The organism is Cupriavidus sp. 21MJTG02-4 (assembly GCF_057798975.1).
The window spans coordinates 527459-545506 of the sequence record NZ_JBYOJP010000001.1; the positions used below are offsets into that span (position 1 = coordinate 527459).

Consider the following 18048-nt stretch of genomic DNA (forward strand, 5'->3'; position numbering starts at 1 on the left):
AAATCCCGCAACGACGCAGGCAGATGCCTTCGCCCGGGATGGTAAAGAAACGCCCTGAAAACTGTTGCCTAACCATGCCGAAGGCACACTGGCGTGCGATAGTCCACTGGTGTCCCGACTTGCACCAGCCGCTGACGCCACTGCGACGGTGCCACACCGAACTCCGCCGAGAACCAGCGCGTGAAGGAACTCGGCATCGAAAAGCCGAGCAGCTCCGCCACCTCGGCCAGCAGATGACCGCCGCTGACAAGGTACCGGACCACCAGTTCGCGCCGCACGTCATTGACCTGATGGGAGAACACGGTGCCCGCCGATTTGAGCCTGCGCTGCAGCGTTCGCACTTCCATCTCCAGCCCCCGGGCCACCTGTTCGATTGACGCGTGGCCCATTGGCAGCAGCAGATAGATGGCCTTGCGGACCTCAAGGACGCACGATGTCGCGCAGGCCACCGACTGCGCCTCCAGACAGCGGCGCGCATACTCCGCCATCACCGGGTCCGCGATCGGGTTGGGATGGTCGAGATCCGCGGCGGCACAGGCGATCCCGTTGAACTCGCTGCGAAACTTCAGCTTGCAGCCAAAGATCCGCTGATGCAGCTGCGGATCGGCCGGCGCGTCATGCGTGAAATGAACGCTGTGCGGGTTCCACTGAAGACCTAGCAGCACATTGCACGCGCGATGCAGCGTACCGGTCGCAAGCTCGATGGCCTGGCGTGATACTGGTGCTTTCTCCAGTACGATTTCCTCACGCACGATCACGGTCGTGCCGGCATCCTCCACCAGCATCGCCAGCGATTCATTCATCAGGCTGCGATAGCGGATCAGCGTACGTAGCGCATCACGCAGGGTGGCCTGGTGCATCAGCAACAGGCTGATGGCGCCCAGGTCCGCGAGCTGGCGCGTCGCGGCCATGCGCAGGCCGAACGACTGGCATCCGCTTGCGCGCGCCGCCTCGTCCAGCAAGGTCATGACCGTGGTCACCGGAAGGCGCTGGTCCGGGTCATCGAGCAAAGCGCGCGAGACGCCTGCCGCTCGCAGGATGGGCTCCGTATCCAGCCCCAATTGCGACGCCACGTCGAAGTACCCCGTCAACGCCGCCGCGCGAACTCTTGTCTCCATTGCTCTCTCCCTCTGGCTCTGCCTGGAAGGATGGTGTCGACCGGACGCAAAAAATTTGACGGCGATCAAATCGCTGCGGCCATGAGCCCGGCCGTGGCATCAAACGCAATGCGCTTGACGCGCAATGACAAGTCCAGCGGTGGTCCTGACAGTAGTTTTCACTTGACGCCAGACGCGTTGACTGACCCCAGACCATACGGCAGGAGACAAAGAGTGACTTCAACCAGCATTTCCCATCGCCCGGCAGGGCACGGTATCGCATGCCCGGCTTCCGTCATTACCCGCACGAAGGCCGCATGATGCGCGTAGAACAACTGACCGCCACCATTGGCGCCGAACTGACGGGCGTGAGCCTGGCCGATGCCATCCACGATGACGGACTGTTCGGGGAGATCCGGGCCGCCCTGCTTCAGCACAAGGTGCTGTTCCTGCGTGACCAGCACATCTCCCGCGCCGAGCATGTCGCGTTTGCCGAGCGGTTCGGCCGCCTGGAGAATCACCCGGTAGCCGGCAGCCATCCGAAATACCCCGGCCTGGTGCAGATCTACAAGCAGCCGGACCAGCCGATGGACCGCTACGAGAACGCCTGGCACACCGATGCGACCTGGCGTGAAGCGCCTCCCATGGGTTGCGTGCTGCGCTGCGTGGAAGGCCCTGCCGTCGGGGGCGACACGATGTGGGCCAACATGGCGCTCGCCTACGAGAACCTGCCCGAGCATGTGAAGACGCAGATTGCCGGCCTGCGCGCCCGGCACAGCATCGAGGCCAGCTTTGGCGCTGCCATGCCGATCGAGCGGCGGCTGGCACTGAAGGAGCAGTACCCCGATCCCGAGCACCCGGTGGTGCGCATCCACCCCGAGACGGGTGAAAAGCTCCTCTTCGTCAACGCCTTCACCACCCACTTCACCAACTTCCACGCCCCGGCAAACGTGCGTTACGGCCAGGACTACAACCCGGGCGCGCTCGAACTGCTGCGTTACCTGGTGTCGCAGGCGTTCATTCCCGAGTACCAGGTCCGCTGGCGCTGGAAGGCCAACAGCATGGCCATCTGGGACAACCGCAGCACCCAGCACTACGCGGTGATGGACTACGCGCCCTGCCATCGCAGGATGGAGCGCGCCGGCATCATCGGCGACAAGCCCTTTGGCATTGGCGAACGCGCCATCAATACCAACACCACCGAACCCGCACTGGCTGCCTGAGCCAACCATCACGAGGAGAGAGACATGGATTTCATCGACGGTTCGCTGTTCCCCGAGAACCAGCAGAAGCTGGTGATAACGGCAGCCCCTTATGGCCCGGAATGGATGCCTTCGGATTTCCCGGAAGACATCCCGGTGTCCATGGAAGCGCAGATCCAGAAGGCCGTGGACTGCTACAACGCCGGCGCCACCGTGCTGCACGTGCATGTGCGTGAGGCGGACGGCAAGGGCTCCAAGCGCCTGTCCAAGTTCAACGAACTGCTGGCAGGCATCCGCGCCCGCGTGCCGGATATGATCCTGCAGGTGGGGGGCTCGATTTCCTTTGCGCCCGAGAATGACGGTGACGTGGCCAAGTGGCTGTCGGACGATACCCGCCATATGCTGGCGGAGCTGAAGCCGAGGCCCGACCAGGTGACGATCGCCGTCAACACCAACCAGATGAACGTGGTCGAGCAGATGTGCGCGGCCGACGTGGCTGGCACCTCGCTGGCCGAGCCGGCGAACTATCGCGCCTATCGCGAGATGACCATCCCCGCCGGGCCGGAATGGGTGGAAGAACACATCCGCCGCCTCAGCAGCAACGGCATCCAGACCCACTTCCAGCTTGCCACCATCGCGCAGCTGGAAACGGTGGAGCGGATGATGCGCAAGGGCACCTGCAACGTGCCCCTGATCCTGACCTGGGTGGCGATCGGCGGCGGCTTCGAGGCGCCCAACCTCTACAACCTGGCGAACTTCGTGCGTGCCTGCCCAAATGGCTCGGTGCTGACGCTGGAGACCTCCATGCTCAACGTGCTGCCGCTGAACATGATGGCCATCGCCCTGGGCCTGCACGTGCGTTGCGGCATCGAGGACAACATCTGGACCCAGCGCCGCGACCGCAAGACGGGCACCGTGGCGCAGATCGAGCAACTGGTGCGCATGTCGCGCGAGTTCGGGCGCGATGTGGCCAACGGCGAGGAAGCGCGGGAGATCTACAAGATCGGCACGTTCTATGACAGTGCTACGGAGACGCTGGCTGAGAACGGGTTCGCGCCCAATCGAAAGCCTGGGCAGGTTGGATTCACGCGGCACGGTAGCCGCGCCTGACCGGCCTCTGCGCCGGGCGTCAGCCGGATGCCCGCCGTGCCGCCCCACATCCCAGGAGGGGCGGCACGGCGGGCATTGTTTATTCCGGTCCGCCATCGACGTGTTGCGCTTTGGCACCTGCTAATTCCACCTTGATTTGCATCAAGAGTCGCCACCGGCCTCGCCACTATTCTGGCGGGCGCTGTCGGGCAGGCTTAACAACAACACTCAGGGACCAGGGGAGCGACATGCCGCATCACACTATGGATATCGAGATCGAGCGCCTGGTATCCAGATCGACGCTGGAGTGTGAGCTGCTGACTCCGGTCAGCGAAGTGGTGACCAGGATGGCAAGGCGCCGCTGCAGTTCGATTGTCGTGGTGGACCAGGGGCGCGCCGTTGGCATCTGGACCGAACGCGATGCACTGGCACTCGGCGATGACGTCAATGCCCTGTCCCGGCCGATCAGCGCGCTGATGAGCCATCCCGTGCAGTTCCTGTCCGGCGGCACGCGCCTTGGTGACGCGGTGGTCCATTTCAAGAATCGTGGCATCCGGCATTGCCTGGTGGTCGACGACTCCGAGCGGCCGCTCGGCATGCTCACGCAGACCGACCTCGTCATGGGCCACGGCGCGGAATTCTTCCTGCGCACCAAGCCGATCGATTCAGTCAGCTTGTCCCAGCCGGCCCTGGTCCCGCCGGCCACCACGCTGCGCGACGCCATGCGCATCATGCGCTCGGGCGGGCTGAGTGCCGTCGTCGTGCGCTACCCCGGGGATGAGTATGGCATCCTGACCGAGCGCGACATTGTCCGGCTGGCGGCCGCCAATGCACTCGCCGGCACAGTGGCCGAGCATGCGACACGCCCGCTGCGCGCCCTGAGGCGTTCGCAAACCCTCTATGCGGCCCGCCAGATCCTGGTCGAACACCGCATCCGCCATGTCGGCGTTCTCGACGACCACAATGAGCTGGCGGGCGTGCTGAGCCTGGCCGACATCCTGAGCAATATCGAATACGAGTACGTGCACGAGCTCCAGCTCGCGCTGCGCGAACGCGACGAGGCCCTGCTCGAGTCAGCGTATCACCTGAAGCTGGCCGACCGCGTATTCGAGGCCACGCTCGATGGCGTCATGGTGACCGACCTGAACGGGGTGATCGAGCGAGTCAATCCGGCCTTTACGCAACTGACCGGCTATTCCCGCGACGAGGCCGTCGGCCAGACCCCGCGAATGCTGCACTCGGGAGAACAGGGCCCCGCGTTCTATCAGTCCCTGTGGCGCCAGTTGCGCGAGACCGGCTGCTGGCAGGGCGAGATCTGGAACCGCCGCAAGAACGGCGAACTCTACCTGGAGTACCTGTCGATCTCGGGCATCTACAACCACGATGGCAAATGCACGCACTACGCCGCCATCTTCTCGGACATCACGCAGCGCCGGATTGACGAAGAGCGCCTGAACCACCTGGCGATGCACGACGCGCTCACGGCCTTGCCGAACCGTACCCTGTTCAGCGAGCGCCTGAAGCAGGCCATCGCACGCGCCAAGCGTGCCGCGCGGCGGGTGGCCGTGCTGTTCATCGACCTGGACCGCTTCAAGCTGATCAACGACACCATGGGACATGGCGTGGGCGACCAGGCGCTCAAGGTCATCGCCCGCCGGTTGAAGGAAGCCATTCGCGAAAGCGACACGGTGGCGCGCCTGGGCGGAGACGAATTCACCGTGATCATCGAGGACATCGAAGACATCCGCCACGTCGCGCAGATTGCGCAGGCCTTGCTGAACGTGGTCGGGCAGCCGATCGACGCAAACGGAAGCACCGTGTTCGTGACACCGAGCATCGGCATCAGCATCTATCCCGACGACGGCGCCGACTCGAAGCAGTTGCTGATGCAGGCCGATCGCGCCATGTACGAGGCCAAGGACGAGGGCAAGAACAACTTCCGTTTCTTCGCCGCGCAGATGACCTCGTCCTCGATGGAGCGGATCACGCTCGAAAGCGAGTTGCGCAACGCCCTGGCGGCGGACGAGTTCCGCCTGCACTACCAGCCGGTCTATGACTTGCGCAGCGGGGCCATCGTCAGCGTGGAGGCGCTGCTGCGCTGGCAGCATCCGACGCGGGGACTGCTGGCACCGGGTGCGTTCATTACCACCGCTGAAGACTCGGCCCTGATCGTGCCCATCGGCGCCTGGGTACTGCGCGAAGCCTGCAGGCAGGCTCGCCTCTGGATTGAAGAGGGCTTCGCGTTCGGCCGGATGGCGGTCAACCTCTCCGCGCGGCAATGCCGCCATGAACAGTTCCTGCATGACTTCACCACAATCCTGAGCGATACCGGCGTGCCGTCGGCCAGGATGCAACTCGAACTGGTGGAGAGCATGGCCATGACGGGCAATGGGATGACGGAATCGCTGCTGGGCGAACTCGCCCGGCGTGGGGTGAGCCTTGCTATCGACGATTTCGGAACGGGGTACTCGTCATTCACGTATTTGCAGACCTTGCCGGTCGATACGCTGAAAGTGGATCGGTCCTTTCTTGCTGGTATCGATGCACAGCGGCGTGATGGAGCGATCCTGCGCGCCATTGTTGCCATGGCGCATTCGCTTGGGTTGACCGTGGTGGCTGAAGGGGTCGAGAACGAGGAGCAGTTGCAGTTCCTGCGGGAGATCGGGTGTGATCGTGCGCAGGGGTTTTTGCTGGCACGGCCTGTCAAGGCTGAGCGGTTACAGCGTGCGGGCATTGGCGGCTGACATCGAGACCGGCCGCCACCGACACGCCTCATCGCATCAGCGCTGGCGCCTGGGCAAGCAGATAGAGCGTCGCTCCGATCAGCCCGCCAACGATGGTCCCGTTCATGCGAATGTACTGCAGGTCCTTGCCGACGTTGAGTTCGATCTGCCGTGACATATCCTTCGCGTCCCAGCTGCGCACCGTATTGCTGATATGACGCGTGATGAAGTCCGCAAAGTCGGGCGCCATCGTGCGCGCGGCATCCCTCAGGTGCTGGTTCAGCGCCTGCCGCAGGGATTCGTTGCGGGCCAGCTCCTCGCCAATCCACTGTCCTGCGCCCGCCACCTTGCGATAGATGGCGGAGTCCTCGCGCGCCAGGTCTGCCTTGAGCCGCGCTCTCCATTCGCCCCAAAGCTCCCCTATGTAGGCATTGAACGCCGGATGTTCCCGCAGATAACGCTTGATGTCATTGGCCTTGGCGCGAAACGACGCATCTTCCTTCAGGCGCTTGATCAAGCTATTGGTCACCTCATCGAACTTCCTGCGCAGCTCATGGCCGTCGTCCTTCTCGACTTGCGTCAGCACGCGCGACAATCCCGCCGAGATCATTTCCGCGCCATGACCGCTGATCCATTCAGTCGGTAACACCTTCTCCTTGTACGGATGCTCCAGCTTGAGCCATTCCGCGATTCGCCCGGCAATCATGTCGCGCGTGTCCGGACGCTTGAGCAGCTCCACCAGATGCGTGATCGATTCCCGCAGCAGCGCCTGGTGCCGATTGTCTCGCGTCAGCGTTTCCAGGATTCCCGCCGCTGACTGTGTGAGATCCACCTGATCGATCATGGCATCGACGGCGTCCTTGGCAAACGCCTGGACTGTCTTTTCGTCCAACAGGTCGAGCGCACTTCGTGCGAAGCGGGCCACGGCATCGCCCATGCGGCGCGTATTGGATGCGGAATCGAGCCAATCGGTGACGACCTGTGCAGGGTTGTGCTTGTCGATCAGCGCGACCACCGAGTTCACATCGAGGAATTTTTCCTTGACGAAGACAGCAAGCCCATCGGCGATGTCGTCGCGCTTGCGGATGATGATGTTGGTGTGGCTGGCGAGCCCCGGTACCGGAATACGGCGGAACAATGCGACTACCGCAAACCAGTCGGCCATGCCGCCAACCATGGCAGCCTCGGCCGCAGCGCGCACCCAATCGGTGGCAAAGCCGTGTGGGAGGAAGATCGTGATCGCAAAGACGAGCGTCGCCGCGAGCAGCAGGGCCATCGCCTTACGTTTGGCGTTGCGGAGTTCTAGTTCCTGAGTCATGAAAAATTGGAGATCCAGAGTACAGAACGATGGATGGGATATCCGGTCTTTCCAGCAGGCTGTATCAACACTCTGCAGAAACGATGAATCCGGCCGAAGCCGGGTTCGTCAGTTCAGCGACGAGTCCATACTCGTTCAATCTGATTCGGGAGCAGAGCAACTAGTGCAATTGTCCCACCTCGGTCATCGCAAAACTCAACTTCATAGGCGAGACATGGCCTACGGTGAATGTCAACCACCGTACCCCTCATACCCGCTTGAAGCCCGTCTTCCGGAAGGTCTTCCAACAAGACCACAACGTCTAATAGGTTCGCGTTAGTCATAGAGGTCACTTCACGTACAGCGTAGTCCAGTCGAGGAACGGATGAACCGGGGTCGTATATCCAACCCCTGCGAACTGTCGCAGTGTTGCCATTTGGTCCCGTGATCGGCATATCGACGGTGAACCGTTGAATGGCATCAACTACACTGCCGTCTCTGCCACCTCCAAGGCATGTCCGCCTATTACTGCAAGCGCCCTTGTTGTTCCGTCTGGCGCTGAGAACTCGACTTCAAAGTTGCCGTCTCCGTAGTCCTCAATGATGTATCCGATATCACCAGGACTGACGCCATCAATAATGTTTGCTTGGCCGATAAAGCGCACTCGGTCGTAGATCGAGAGTCTCATTGGCGACTCCTCGTAAAGCCGGAGAATGGGGTATTAAGCTTTAGGGACCCATCCGGCCGGATCATCCACCCTGACTGGAGGTAACTTGTCTGGCCACTCGCAGCACCCTTTCCCGGCAAAGCAATCTCAATATTCACCCGCTGACCGTATTGGTCGGCCTTTCCCAAAATGAACTGACCACTTGCGAACTTTTGTGTCGCCTGTTCCTGCCAGATCTGTGCCAGACCAGTTGAATCCGCGCCAGTGTAGCCTAGAGACTCAAATACCGCGTCTTTTCCGTGGTCAGCGCCGGGCTTGAAGATGCAGTCCAGAAAATTTTTGCCCTTAGCCGAAGGGAAGCTGGTATAGATTTCGCCACTCTCAATGAATCCGCCACCAATCGCACCATCTGTGCATTCACCTGACGACCCGCGCGGTACAGCGACCAATTGCGAAAGGAGCCACTGCCTATTTTTGCGGACGAAACTCGACGGATGTATCGGAGCCCAGTTCCTGCTCAAGTCGCCGACAAAGTTCCAGTCCACGTCGATTGTGCTCAATCCGGTCACTATCCGAGGGGAATTGCGAATCAGGAGGGTAATCCTCGCAGAAGGTTTCCTGATACTCCTGATTCCAAGCTCCTAGATCGGCAAGAAGTGATTGGCTCAACGATAGCGACTCTGGCTCTACGTACCCCATTTTGTCAACATCAGCATAAAAGATTGGCGGCGCGCCATAAACTACGCCTACGCGAACATTTTTCATTTTATGGCCTTCCACGTACTAACAGGGTTCCCATCTAAATGATTCCCGGTATCAACATCGGTTTCGAGGCATACCTGCGTGGTATACGGAACAGGTCGAAACACGATGCCGAGACTGACATAATCTCTTCCAATCGTTAGAAATGGATCTTCTCCCGAGCCACTATAGACGCGCTCCCTTGCATAACGAACGATCATGGTAGAACGCTCCCTTTCACATTGAAGTCTGGTGTGAGGTAGTCAATTTTCCTCGCCACGGAATTCCGATAGTAATGAATTTTCAGCGATTGCCCATTGGGTGCAGCCACGGACTGGGTCGTATATTTGCCCCAATCGGCGATGTTGGAGCCATTACTCGTCAACACCCGAACAACTGACTGATTTACTCGTCTGACCTGCTCCGTTTGTGGCGAGTTACAGCTTGATGGAAATTAAGAATTCCGGACCGAGTTCGTTTTGTAACTGTTCCGCAAGCTGAATACCCCTCTCTTTGAATGCCGCCTCTGCTTCGATGCTTTTGAAGCCAGAACTCGCAGGGTCCGCCATATTCAAAGTTTCATCAAACGCGCGTGCCCAGTCAGCGAGTCGTTGCTTTAGCCGGTCAGAAATAGGCAGGGCATTTGGGTCGATGTCGCCATATGCCCCTGGTGACATGTCCCACAAGGGGTGGCATTGGTAGTCGGCCATTACCTTTATTTTTCTCATTTCACACTCCCCCGCGGGTTCGCACCCACGATAAACCCATTGCTTCCAACTGTAACCGCGATTCGTTGTTGTTGGCCATTCACGGTCACCTCATAAATCGGCCGCCCGGTCCCGGAACCTTGGTAACCAACGATCTTTCCTCGCGTTACAGCTTCCATAACAACATCGGGAATCTGAGTCGGCGACACACCCATTTTCGCAAACTCCGAACCATGCTCCACTATGATGTGTTGAAGGCCTGCGCGTTGACTCAAATCGGTTACCTTCAATCAAGCGATACACATCGCCCCCAAGCACCCGCCATCGCTGTTGGCCGAACAGATCCAGCACAATTTTGGCGTCGCTTACAGAGAGCGCTGCCTCATTCAGGCCAATTTCAATGAGGCTGTGTCCACTTCTGGCGTAAAGCTCAAGTATTTTCGATATCGGCATTTCTCATCGCGCGATGATCAAGTTGTAGCCCGATGTAGACGATGTCGGGGATCCCGAACCGGAGGCCAGCGGCTATCGATTTTAGATATCAGTTCCTTTTTTCCCGCGCTCCGATAGATGCAACAAAGACACATAACACAATGAGAAGACCACAACCCAAGGGGGCAAGGATACCCGTTGGCGTCAACAACCTTGAGAGAAAAATCCGGCTTCCGTCGCCCAAGCCGTTGTTCTTTATCAAGACTACCAAAGACGCAATGTAAATAGCCGAAACGACCGAACAAAAAATACTTATATAGCGAAATCTTGTAACAAACCGAGCCACGACAGGTCCGAATATGCCGTGCAGGATTCCGTGCAACGTCTCGTTATGCATTACGCACTCCGGTTACCTTGACTGATTGACCGCAGCCTGCGCAGCCTTTCCAGCGGCTTGCCCAAGAAAAACACCATTCAAACGAATCACAGCTCCCGGCACAGTGGAAATGTTGGCAATACTGTTTGGTATGCCCGCCCAGTTAAACATCGACGTCCCGAACATGCTGTTAAATGCACCTATAGTTGACGCCGCCGCGAGCCCCGCGGTGGAGAACTTTTGATCGAATGTATCCATGAAGCTTTGTCCGGTCTGGAAATAGTTGTACGTCGCATTTGCTGCTGCAGTAGCAGTGTAGCTTCCCCCTGATACCGCGGCTCCGGTCGCGGCCGCTGTCGTGAGCGAGTACCCCGCTTGGGCTGCCTTGTAGGCTGCAAACACGTCCGATGCTCCTGCCAGTATTTCCGGACCCAGCAGCGCCACAGCCACGGCTGGCAAGCCATACTTGGCCCCGGTTTCCATATTCCCCAACGCCCGGCTCGCATTATCTCCGTCCGCCTGCAAGATCGCGCCCAACACATTCGTGTTGCACGACTGGTCACCGTTGCCGCACGCTTTCACCAAGGCAGATCCTCCAAAACTGTGCACCCGTTCTGAGTTGTTCAGCGCCTCATTCTCAGCTGCACTGGCTGCCGCGTCCGGATTCTGGCGTAGCCCCGCCGCAATACCACCACCTGCCAGCATCGCAGCGGCAGCGATCGCAGCCTGCTGGACATCAGTCAGGTTGGCGGCCCCGCCTGCTTGGTCAACCAGCGTGCCCGCCACCAGCGCGCTGGTCGCCCCGCCAATGGCACCCCCTCCACAGCCAGTGCCCAGCGCCGCGCTGGAGGCACAGCCAAGGGCTGCGTGCGCGAGCACGTTGCCAATTTCTGTGCTGGTGGTCGCCCGGACGTCACCGATGCCAGGAATCTTGTCACCGATGGCATATGCCCCGAGCGCAGCGCCTTGTGCGACCAAGCTACCTGCCAGGGCCTTGCCAAAGCTACCTCCGTAGAACGCCGTGCCAACGCTCGACGCAATGAGGCCCGTGCCCAGAATGGCAGCACCTTGCTGCCAAAGCAGCGTCGAGGTCGAACCGTTCTGCGCGGCCTGCATGACCCCGCTGGCATTGCTGACGCCGGCCAGACCAGCGAGGCTCTGCGTGCCCGATCCGGCGACGTTGACGCCAGTGTTAAAGCCGATGTTGCCGGCGCCGTCCAAGGTAATCCCGTTGGTCAGGCCCGCCGTGATGGCACCGACCGCCCCGGCTTCAAAAGTCTTGCCCAGATTGAAGCCCTGGCCGGAGGCCACCTGCGAGAAGGCACTGCTGGCCATGCTGGCCAGCGCCGATGACACCATTACGTTGCCCAGCCCCGCCGACGCGGTTGCCGTCGCCGCCGCCCAAGTGCCGCCTACAGCTACAGCGGTTTCCCCGACAGCAGCAGTGCCGGCTGCGGCCGCTCCGACCGCAGCACCTTCAGTCGCTGCGGCGGCACCAATCGCGTAGCTCGCCGCGCCATAGGTGACGATGGCAATCACCACCGCCGCCGCCATCACGACCCAGCTCGGTACCGCGCTTTCCTTCTTGATGAAGTTCTGGTGAATGTCATCGGCCACCGTCCCGGCGGTGTAGTCACCGCCGAGGTTGGCCTGCAACTGCGCAATCAGCGCATCAGTCGCCGCGTGGTTCGTCGAGCCATCCGGGTTGGTGATGCGCAGCGCGTCATTGACAGCGTTGATGGCCCCGACCTGCAGGTCCATATTGGCTGCGCTCAGGAACCCGCCCGGCTGCACCTGCGTGCCACTCACCTCCAGCCAGCCGCCCTTCATCGCATAGGCCGACTTGCCGATATCGACCACGTTGGGCGCGAGGTCCAGGCTCGCCGCTTTGACGGTAAGCGTGTCGGTGGCCGCGATCACCCCACTGTCGCGGATCGTCCCGCCCGCGAAGTCCAGATTGGCGTTGTCCCCGACGATATTGCCGCCGGTCGCCTTGGCCAGCGCTTGCGCATAGCCTTCCGGCAGGTACACCTGCGGCACCAGTGCCGTCACGCCCGGACACACAAGGCTGCTGACAGTGTCGCAATTGGGGTCGGGCACCGTCTGCTCGACGTACCACAACATCGGCTTGTCCAGCGCATTGATCTGCGCCTGCGTCAGCGCGGTGCCGAGCGGGATGTTGTTGGCCGCCGCATAGGCCGCCGCGTTCCGGTACAGGTCCTGCTTCTCCTGGTCGGTCACCGACAGCTGGTGCTGGCTGTCATAGGCCAGGCCGCTGATGAAGCTGTCCTGCCCAGTCTGCTGCAGCGCCGCTTGCTGCAGTTTCTGGTTCTCCGTGTACGGGTCGTAGTAGAAGCTGACGTTGTTGCCGGGGCGCAGGTTCTGCGGCAGTTGCGACAGCAGGTCGTCCGGCGTCACACCTGCCAGCACTGACGTGGCTGCGGACCCCGTCAGGTACTGCGTACGGTCGGTATTGGCCCCAGGCGCGGTGAGCGGATTGCCGCCCAGGTTGGCGGTGAAGTGCCAGTCGATGGTCTGCGCACCGCCCGTCGTCGGCGTGCCAGGCGTGGCCACGATGACAGGGTTGAACTGCCACGGCTGGGTCGGGTCCGCCGCCGGATTGGCCGGCGGCAGCGATCCGGCCGGCACCGGGGCCGGGCCCAGCGAGATCACCTGCTTTGGCACGGTGGCCGGCGGCGTCGGCTGGTTCGGGCTGGTGTAGCCGTTGACCAGGTCCGCGCCACTCAGGTCCACCGAGTTGCCCATCAGGTTGCCGGTGTTCATCACCTGGCCCCCCGACGTCACCGTCAGCGCGTTGCCGGCCCGGATCAGCGATTCCTGGCTGCCCAGCACCGTCGTGCCGCCCGTGCTGTGGGTCTTGTCCGAGCTGAACATGCCGGTCTTTTCGACCCACATGCCGGCCCAGTTCGCGTTCTGCACCAGGCTGGTGTTGTCCACGCCGCCGGTCATGGTGACCGTGACGTTGCGCCCGCCCGAGATCAGGCCCCCGTTGTTGGCCAGTGTCGTGCCGGAGAGGGTCACGTCGCGCGCGCCCTGGATGACGCCTGCCGGTCCCGCCGCCACGGTCTCGCTGGCCGAGCAGTTGCTGCCCTTGTAGCTGCCACCACCGTTGCAGCCGCCCGCGTAAGGCGGGTTCAGGTCGCCGTAGTCCTTGTGCAGCGTCACCGGGTCCATCGCCTTGTTGACCAGCGTCGGCGCGTTGATCGACACGTCGCTGTTCACCGACTGGATGGTGCCGCTCTGGTTGGTGACGCCGGCCTGAGCGGTCAGGTTCACATTGCCCTGCGCGGCCAGCGTGCCATTCAGGTTCTGGATGCTCGCTGCGTTGATGGTCAGCCCTTGTCCCGCCGCCACCGTGTTGTTCGTCTGCTGCCAGGTCAGGTCGTCATAGTGCGCATTGGCGATCTTGCACGTGGTCGAGCCCGGCATGCACCCCGGTGTGGTCGTGACCTTGGCATCGTAGAAGCCCTGGTTGGTGAAGGTTCCAGGCGTGGTGATCGTGATATTGCCGAGCGCCGCCAGGTCACCGGCGTTGGTCAGGTTGCCGGTACCGTTCAGCGCCAGATTGCCGCCGGCCAGAATCTGGCCCGCCTTGCCGACGCGCTCGGTGACGCTGTTCTGTACTGCGCCCGTGACGGCGGAGCCGTCCGCTGCCTTGCCGATGATGAAGGGGGTGTCGGCAGCGGCCGATATGGTGCACCCGTTATCGCCATTGCAGTCGGACTGGACGAGCGGCCCGAACATCAAGGTGTTGCCGGGCGCAGCGAGCCCACCCATGGTGGTGCCGCCAATGGCCTGCAATTGCGCGAGGAACGCCGACAGGCTGCCCTGGTTCACGGTGTCGGTCACGCCGTCGAGCAGCGACGCCGAATGGCCGTTGTCCAGCGTCCCCACGTCGAACGTCGCATCCCGGACGGCCGAGATCACGCCGCCCTTGTTCGAGAGCGAGGCAGCGGTCATGTCCAGCTTGCCGCCGCTGATGATCTGGCCGGCGGCGCCCTCGGACTGCTGCACCACCGTGCGGTCCACCGTCACGGAGGACAGGGACAGGGTCTGTTGCCAGGAGGAGGTGAGGTTCGGATACCACGTCGGGTCCACGCCGAGGTGCCACATCAGCACCCATTGCATGGAACCATTCAGGTCACCGGTCGAGACCTGCACATTGCCCAGCAGGAGCGGAATGGTGCCGTCCGGATTGCGGATCAGGTCGCCAAGCGTCACATTGACCGGCGGGCCGGTCATGGTTGTGTTGCATCCGGCATCGCCCGCGCAGGTCGTATCCTGTGTCGCATGGCTGCCAATCACCACCGAATTGACCAGCGCATCGTTGATGACCTTCCCCGAGACGCTGCTCCCCGTATTGACCGGTGCCCCCCGGTCGTTGATGACCTGCTGCGCGGCGATATGGATGTCGCCCCGGGCGCCGATCACACTTGCGGTGTTGTTCAGCGCGCCGCTGATGTCGACGGCGAGATTCCTGCCGGCCTGCGTGGTACCACCCCGGTTGTCATAGTCGCCACCCGTGATGGCGATGTTGCCCAGCGCCTCCACCGTGCCGGCATTGGTCGTGTTGCCGGCCAGCGCCAGGTCGCCGTTGGCGTGGATGGTCCCGGCGTTCGTGAGCGCCCCCGCTGACAGGCTCAAGTTGCCCCCGCCCACGATCTGCCCGCTGTTATCCAACGTGCCGGCGGTGCTCAAGGTCAGGTCGCCAGCCTTCTGGATGGTGCCGGTGTTGCTGACACCTTGTGCGCCGTTGAGGACCACGTTACCCGGCAGCACATCCCAGGTGCCGGTGTTCCGGATTGCCTGGGCCGAAAGCGTCAGCGTCCCGTTGGCATTCAGCGTCCCGGTGGTGGCCGCCGAGGGGTCGAATACCTGGTTGGGCGCGTTGACCGTCAGGTTGTTGCCCGCCTGAATCTGGCCCAACGCGTTATTGAAACTGCCCGCGCCACCGTTGACCGTCAGCGTCAGGTCGCCCACGGTCGGGTTCAGGCCCGACAGATCGCCCGCGAAAAGCGTGCCGCCTGTGTTGCTGACCAGCGCCCCGGTGGTGACATTCAGTCTCTGCGCGCCGACCAGCAGCCCGCCCGCGTTGTCCAGGCTGCTGGCCGCATTGACGTCGACGATCTGGCCGCCCAGCGTGCCCCGGTTGACCACATCGCTTGCGTTCACGTTGACCGTATTGCCGACCAGTGCGCCCGTGCTCGCGTTGGAGACGCTGCCGCCATTGACGGCGAGCGTCTGCGTGGCGACTGTCGTGCCGGCATTGCTCACCGCCTGGCCCGCGAGCGTCGCGTTGGCGGTCTGCGTGTTGCCGGTCAGCGTCAGGCTATTGGTGGCCGCTACATCCAGTGCGCCGCCGATCTGGTTGTCCTGTCCGGTGGCTGAGCCGAGGCTCACGTCCTGGCCGCGCAGCGTGGCATTGCCGCCCACATAGGGCAGGCTGCCCACGGTCAAGGTCTGCCCTGCCCTGGCGTTGAGATTTCCCACGGTCAGCACGCTGCCGCTCAGGTTTGCGTTCTGGCCTGCACTCACGCTCGTATCGCCCATGCTCAGGAGCGATACGTTCACCGTAGCCGAGCCGCTGGTGGCCTGGATGGTGGTGTTGCCGCCGCTGTCAAGGCTGCCCGCCACCGTCGCGTCCTGCGCAGCGGTGATGGCCGCGTCGCCGTTGCTGGTGAGCGCGCCGTTGATGGTGGCGCTGCCACGCATCGCGGTAATCGTGGTCTTGCCCTGGCTCTGCGCCTGCCCGCCCACGGTCACGTTCTGCGCGGCGGCTAGCGTCAGGTCCGCGTTGCTGCCAACCTGGCCACTGGTCGTGATGCTGCCGCCTTGCGCCGTCACCGATACCGGGCCGGTGGCCGCCACCTGGCCGCCGAGGTTGGCGTCCGTGCCGGCACTCACAGTCAGCGAGCCGGGCGAGACCACATCGCCTGTGGTCGTCACGGCACCGCTGACACCAGTGAGCGTGACATTGCCGCCGGTGCTGCCTGCTGCGCCGTGGATGGTCAGGTTACGCTGGCTGGACAGGTTCAGGTCGCCCGCCGACACCACGCTTCCATCGATGGTGGTATCGCGGGCCGCATTGAGCGCAATGATCCCCGGCGCGGTCACGTCACCGCCCAGATGCACGTCGCCGCGGCCATCATTGCCCGCCGCCGAGACCGATACCTGCGAACCCGATACTGCGCCACCGATATCGACGCTGGCGCCGGCGGCCAGCGTCACCGCCTGCTGGGCGCTGACGCCGCCGGCGCCAGTGATCGATCCGCCTGCGTTGACGGTCACCGCCTGGTTGGCGCTGAGCGTGCCACCCACCGTCGCGTCCAGGCCCGAACGCAGGCTGTAGTTGCCCTCAGCCTGTCCATTCCCTGCGGCATTGGCGCTGCCTGCGGCCGACAGGACGACGTCGCCCTTGCCGTAGGTCTTGCCGACCTTGAGATTGCCCGCCGAATCCAGCGTCAGGTTGCCGGCGGAGGCAGCCAGGTTGCCGTCGGCGCGGACACCCACGCCAGCCGCCGTCGAGAGGATGGTGATCTGGCCCGCGGTCATGGCACCAAACGCTGTGGCATCGATCGCCAGTCCATTGGACGCCGTGGTGTTGGCGACGGCATTGTTCGGGCCGGTAGCAGTAGTGGTGAAGCCGCTGCCGGCCGGTGCCACCAACTGGCGTCCGGCCACGACGTTGATCTGATTGCCGGCGTAGAGCGCCGCATCGATGCCGACGGATTCGCCGATCAGGTTGATGTTCCCGACCGTGCCTTCGATGCCGACACCGTTGGGGTTGCCTGGGGCCGGATTGGCAATCTGGATGCGCCCGCCTGCCACCAGGAAGCCGGCCGCGGAGGCCGCATCAAAGCTGCTCGGGGCGCCAGTGGTGGACAGGAATTGCGGCACGCCCGTGGTGAGCGTCACCTGCGTCGCATTGGTAAAGCCTGCACCGCTTGTATAGACGCCGCCCGGTGCTGCAATGACGAGTCCGGCGGGCGCGCCGAAGATCTCCACCGTGCCGTTGACCTGTGCCGGCGCCGTACTGGTGACCTGGTTGATGATCAGGCTAGCCGGTCCCGAGCCGGCAAGGTTCGGATTCGCCGCCACCTGGCCACCAAGGAAGGTGCCCCCACCCGTGGTGCTGTTGTTCAGGATCAGGCCAACCGGATCGACCACGAACGCGCGGTACTGGTTCAGCGAAATGCCCGCAGCGTTCGGCGTCGTGATGCCCACGACTGGCACGCCTCCTTCTGGCGCACCGGATCCCGTGGTGGCACTGATCGCCGGCTGGAATCGGATCGGTGCCGTGGGATCGACGATAGGCGCGGCATTGGCCTCGCGCACGCCGAAGCTGACCGTCACCGGCAAGTGATTGACCGCCCATTGCATCAAGCCCTGGCGTGCCGCGCCGGCCAGCACCGCCGGTGTGTCGACCGCAACCGCGCCCGCAGCCAGCACGCCGGCTGCCTGGCGCGCCTGCTGGAGCGACACTTGCAGCGGCGCCAGCCACAGCGTCAACGCCACGACCCCGGCCAGGGTGCGCGCCGCAAAGCTACGGCGGATGCGCTCAGCCATCGAGACGTCAGGCGTCATGCCTGACGTCGCTTCGCGCGTCGTGGCGCCGGCCTGGAGTCCAGCGGGGATCTGTGCTGCGGAGGCCGTGGCGGCCGACTGCGTGCGGGTCATAGCGATCCTGACGATGCGG

The 18048-nt window shown here is 62.8% G+C and carries 12 protein-coding genes; 3 read left to right on the top strand and 9 right to left on the bottom strand.

The window, feature by feature from the left end:
• Window positions 1-68: 68 nt before the first annotated feature.
• Window positions 69-1118, bottom strand: coding sequence for an AraC family transcriptional regulator (locus tag AC3FKH_RS02610; RefSeq protein ID WP_488672651.1), 1050 nt, complete (start codon window positions 1116-1118; stop codon window positions 69-71).
• 299 nt (window positions 1119-1417) lie between these two features.
• On the opposite strand from AC3FKH_RS02610, the gene AC3FKH_RS02615 reads away from it, so the two are divergent.
• From AC3FKH_RS02615 to AC3FKH_RS02625, 3 genes are all read left to right on the top strand, one after another.
• Window positions 1418-2320, top strand: coding sequence for a TauD/TfdA dioxygenase family protein (locus AC3FKH_RS02615; protein WP_488672891.1), 903 nt, complete (start codon window positions 1418-1420; stop codon window positions 2318-2320).
• 24 nt (window positions 2321-2344) lie between these two features.
• Window positions 2345-3409: a beta-keto acid cleavage family enzyme gene (locus AC3FKH_RS02620; protein WP_488672653.1), complete on the top strand. Its 1065-nt coding sequence runs from the start codon at window positions 2345-2347 to the stop codon at window positions 3407-3409.
• Between the two features lie 227 nt (window positions 3410-3636).
• Window positions 3637-6132, top strand: coding sequence for an EAL domain-containing protein (locus AC3FKH_RS02625; protein WP_488672655.1), 2496 nt, complete (start codon window positions 3637-3639; stop codon window positions 6130-6132).
• Between the two features lie 28 nt (window positions 6133-6160).
• On the opposite strand, the gene AC3FKH_RS02630 is transcribed toward AC3FKH_RS02625, so the two are convergent.
• The 8 genes from AC3FKH_RS02630 to AC3FKH_RS02665 form a co-directional block, all read right to left on the bottom strand.
• A complete protein-coding gene (locus AC3FKH_RS02630) occupies window positions 6161-7429 on the bottom strand; it encodes a DUF445 domain-containing protein (RefSeq protein WP_488672657.1) in 1269 nt (422 codons plus the stop codon).
• Between the two features lie 113 nt (window positions 7430-7542).
• A complete protein-coding gene (locus AC3FKH_RS02635; RefSeq protein WP_488672659.1) occupies window positions 7543-7863 on the bottom strand; it encodes a DUF4926 domain-containing protein in 321 nt (106 codons plus the stop codon).
• Between the two features lie 29 nt (window positions 7864-7892).
• A complete protein-coding gene (locus tag AC3FKH_RS02640) occupies window positions 7893-8096 on the bottom strand; it encodes a DUF4926 domain-containing protein (protein WP_488672661.1) in 204 nt (67 codons plus the stop codon).
• Window positions 8093-8635: a hypothetical protein gene (locus tag AC3FKH_RS02645; RefSeq protein ID WP_488672902.1), complete on the bottom strand. Its 543-nt coding sequence runs from the start codon at window positions 8633-8635 to the stop codon at window positions 8093-8095. The genes AC3FKH_RS02640 and AC3FKH_RS02645 overlap by 4 nt, the downstream gene beginning before the upstream one ends.
• Window positions 8544-8840: a hypothetical protein gene (locus AC3FKH_RS02650; RefSeq protein ID WP_488672662.1), complete on the bottom strand. Its 297-nt coding sequence runs from the start codon at window positions 8838-8840 to the stop codon at window positions 8544-8546. Before AC3FKH_RS02650 ends, AC3FKH_RS02645 begins: the two co-directional genes overlap by 92 nt.
• Window positions 8841-9253: 413 nt before the next feature.
• Window positions 9254-9544, bottom strand: a complete 291-nt coding sequence (locus AC3FKH_RS02655; RefSeq protein ID WP_488672664.1) for a hypothetical protein — start codon at window positions 9542-9544, stop codon at window positions 9254-9256.
• A 90-nt stretch (window positions 9545-9634) separates the two neighbouring features.
• Window positions 9635-9976, bottom strand: a complete 342-nt coding sequence (gene imm40, locus AC3FKH_RS02660; RefSeq protein ID WP_488672666.1) for an Imm40 family immunity protein — start codon at window positions 9974-9976, stop codon at window positions 9635-9637.
• Window positions 9977-10364: 388 nt separating this feature from the next.
• Entirely contained in the window at window positions 10365-18029 is a 7665-nt protein-coding gene (locus tag AC3FKH_RS02665; RefSeq protein ID WP_488672668.1) for a two-partner secretion domain-containing protein, read from the bottom strand.
• Window positions 18030-18048 lie beyond the last annotated feature (19 nt).

Excerpts from the sequence above, each read along its gene's own strand:
- AC3FKH_RS02610 (WP_488672651.1), bottom strand. The coding sequence starts at position 1,118 with ATGGAGACAAGAGTTCGCGCGGCGGCGTTGACGGGGTACTTCGACGTG.
- AC3FKH_RS02615 (WP_488672891.1), top strand. The coding sequence starts at position 1,418 with ATGCGCGTAGAACAACTGACCGCCACCATTGGCGCCGAACTGACGGGC.
- AC3FKH_RS02620 (WP_488672653.1), top strand. The coding sequence starts at position 2,345 with ATGGATTTCATCGACGGTTCGCTGTTCCCCGAGAACCAGCAGAAGCTG.
- AC3FKH_RS02625 (WP_488672655.1), top strand. The coding sequence starts at position 3,637 with ATGCCGCATCACACTATGGATATCGAGATCGAGCGCCTGGTATCCAGA.
- AC3FKH_RS02630 (WP_488672657.1), bottom strand. The coding sequence starts at position 7,429 with ATGACTCAGGAACTAGAACTCCGCAACGCCAAACGTAAGGCGATGGCC.
- AC3FKH_RS02635 (WP_488672659.1), bottom strand. The coding sequence starts at position 7,863 with ATGCCGATCACGGGACCAAATGGCAACACTGCGACAGTTCGCAGGGGT.
- AC3FKH_RS02640 (WP_488672661.1), bottom strand. The coding sequence starts at position 8,096 with ATGAGACTCTCGATCTACGACCGAGTGCGCTTTATCGGCCAAGCAAAC.
- AC3FKH_RS02650 (WP_488672662.1), bottom strand. The coding sequence starts at position 8,840 with ATGAAAAATGTTCGCGTAGGCGTAGTTTATGGCGCGCCGCCAATCTTT.
- AC3FKH_RS02655 (WP_488672664.1), bottom strand. The coding sequence starts at position 9,544 with ATGAGAAAAATAAAGGTAATGGCCGACTACCAATGCCACCCCTTGTGG.
- imm40 (WP_488672666.1), bottom strand. The coding sequence starts at position 9,976 with ATGCCGATATCGAAAATACTTGAGCTTTACGCCAGAAGTGGACACAGC.
- AC3FKH_RS02665 (WP_488672668.1), bottom strand. The coding sequence starts at position 18,029 with ATGACCCGCACGCAGTCGGCCGCCACGGCCTCCGCAGCACAGATCCCC.